The organism is Brevibacillus reuszeri (assembly GCF_002897295.1).
In the GTDB taxonomy this organism is placed as follows: Bacteria; Bacillota; Bacilli; order Brevibacillales; family Brevibacillaceae; genus Brevibacillus; species Brevibacillus reuszeri_A.
This window is the reverse complement of the sequence record NZ_BEXF01000088.1, coordinates 1-1,436: the sequence shown is the minus strand read 5'-3', so window position 1 is coordinate 1,436 and position 1,436 is coordinate 1. Positions and strand designations below refer to the sequence as shown.

Here is a 1,436-nt window from a genome sequence, read left to right as displayed (position 1 = left end):
TGAAGTGACCCCATAAAGTTGGACACGTATTTTATTTAAGCAATCTGAAGGGTTTGAGTTCGGTATTGTACTGGACTCAAGCCTTTTAATTTTGTCTTGATTCGCTTGCAGTTATAGTAGTCGATATATTTTGCTAACTCTCGTTTAAAATGTTCAACACTTTCAAACTGCTGTGTGTATAAAAATTCCGATTTTAAAATGCCAAAAAAATTCTCAATGACAGCATTGTCGTAACAGTTCCCTTTTCGCGACATGCTCTGTGTGATTTTCTTTTCCTTTAATGCATGTTGGTATTTGCCCATTTGGTAATGCCAACCTTGATCCGTATGGATCAAGAGATGGTCTTTATCGCTTAGACGCTTAAAGGCATCTTCTAGCATGTTAGAAACAAGAGAGTATCTTGGTCTTGAGTCAATTGTATAAGCGATAATCTCTCCGTTAAACAAATCCAGCATCGGTGATAAATATAGCTTTTCACCAAACAATTTAAACTCCGTAATATCCGTTACCCACTTCTCATTTGGTTTTCCTGCTTGGAAGTTACGGTCTAAAATATTTGGGGCAATCCTACCGATTTTCCCCTTGTAGGAGCGATATTTTTTCATCCGAACAATACTTTTTAGGCCCAATTCTTTCATTAAGCGTTGTACTTTTTTATGATTGACCAGCTGCCCAAGATTTCTCAGTTCGTCCCTTATGCGACGATATCCGTAGCGTCCTTTATGTTCATGGTAAATAGCTTGAATCATTGTCTTTACTTCAGCATGCTTGTCTGGAGAACCGAAGGTTTTTACATAGTAATAATAGGTGCTGCGTGGAATACCTGCGAATTTGAGTAATGCTTTTACAGGAAATTCAGTCCTTAGTTCAAATACTACTTGCGCTTTGTCTTGCTTTGTAATTTTTCCTTGTTTTGAACTAAGGCATTCAACTTTTTTAAGTAAGCATTCTCCATACGTAAACGCTCTACTTCTGCCTGTAATGCCTCAACTGATCCTTCCATGGGTGTTGCTTTCTTATTTTCCTTCTTCATCGCTGGGCGCCCCTTTTTCTTTAGTATAAGGGCGTCTATTCCTTGTGATTGAAATTGCGACCTCCATTTTCGAATCAAACTAGGAGAGGAGATTTGAAAAATGGCTGCAGTTTCATTCGGAGACGTCCCATGACTATTCATGTAATTGAGTACGTCTAGTTTAAACTGTGTCGAGTGCCTTGTATATGATGTAATAAACGCTTCTGCACCGTGTTTCTCGTATTGCATCACCCATACTCCAACCATACTTTTGTGTGTGCCAATAGACTTAGCAATAGCAGCATGAGTCTCTTTACCATACAAATAGCGAAGAACTGCTGATAATTTATCTTTTGCAGTAAACTTAGACAAAAAAACTGCACCTCCAACTGTTAGGTGTGTCTAACAATTGGGGTGCAATTCA

At 38.4% G+C, this 1,436-nt stretch carries 1 protein-coding gene; it reads right to left on the bottom strand.

Annotated elements, in window-relative coordinates; all coding sequences use genetic code 11:
* Positions 1-35: 35 nt before the first annotated feature.
* A protein-coding gene (locus C3B52_RS35455) for an IS3 family transposase (RefSeq protein ID WP_103110999.1) occupies positions 36-1,384 on the bottom strand; the annotation gives its coding sequence in 2 pieces (ribosomal slippage) (positions 36-940 and positions 940-1,384; 1,350 coding nt in all).
* Positions 1,385-1,436 lie beyond the last annotated feature (52 nt).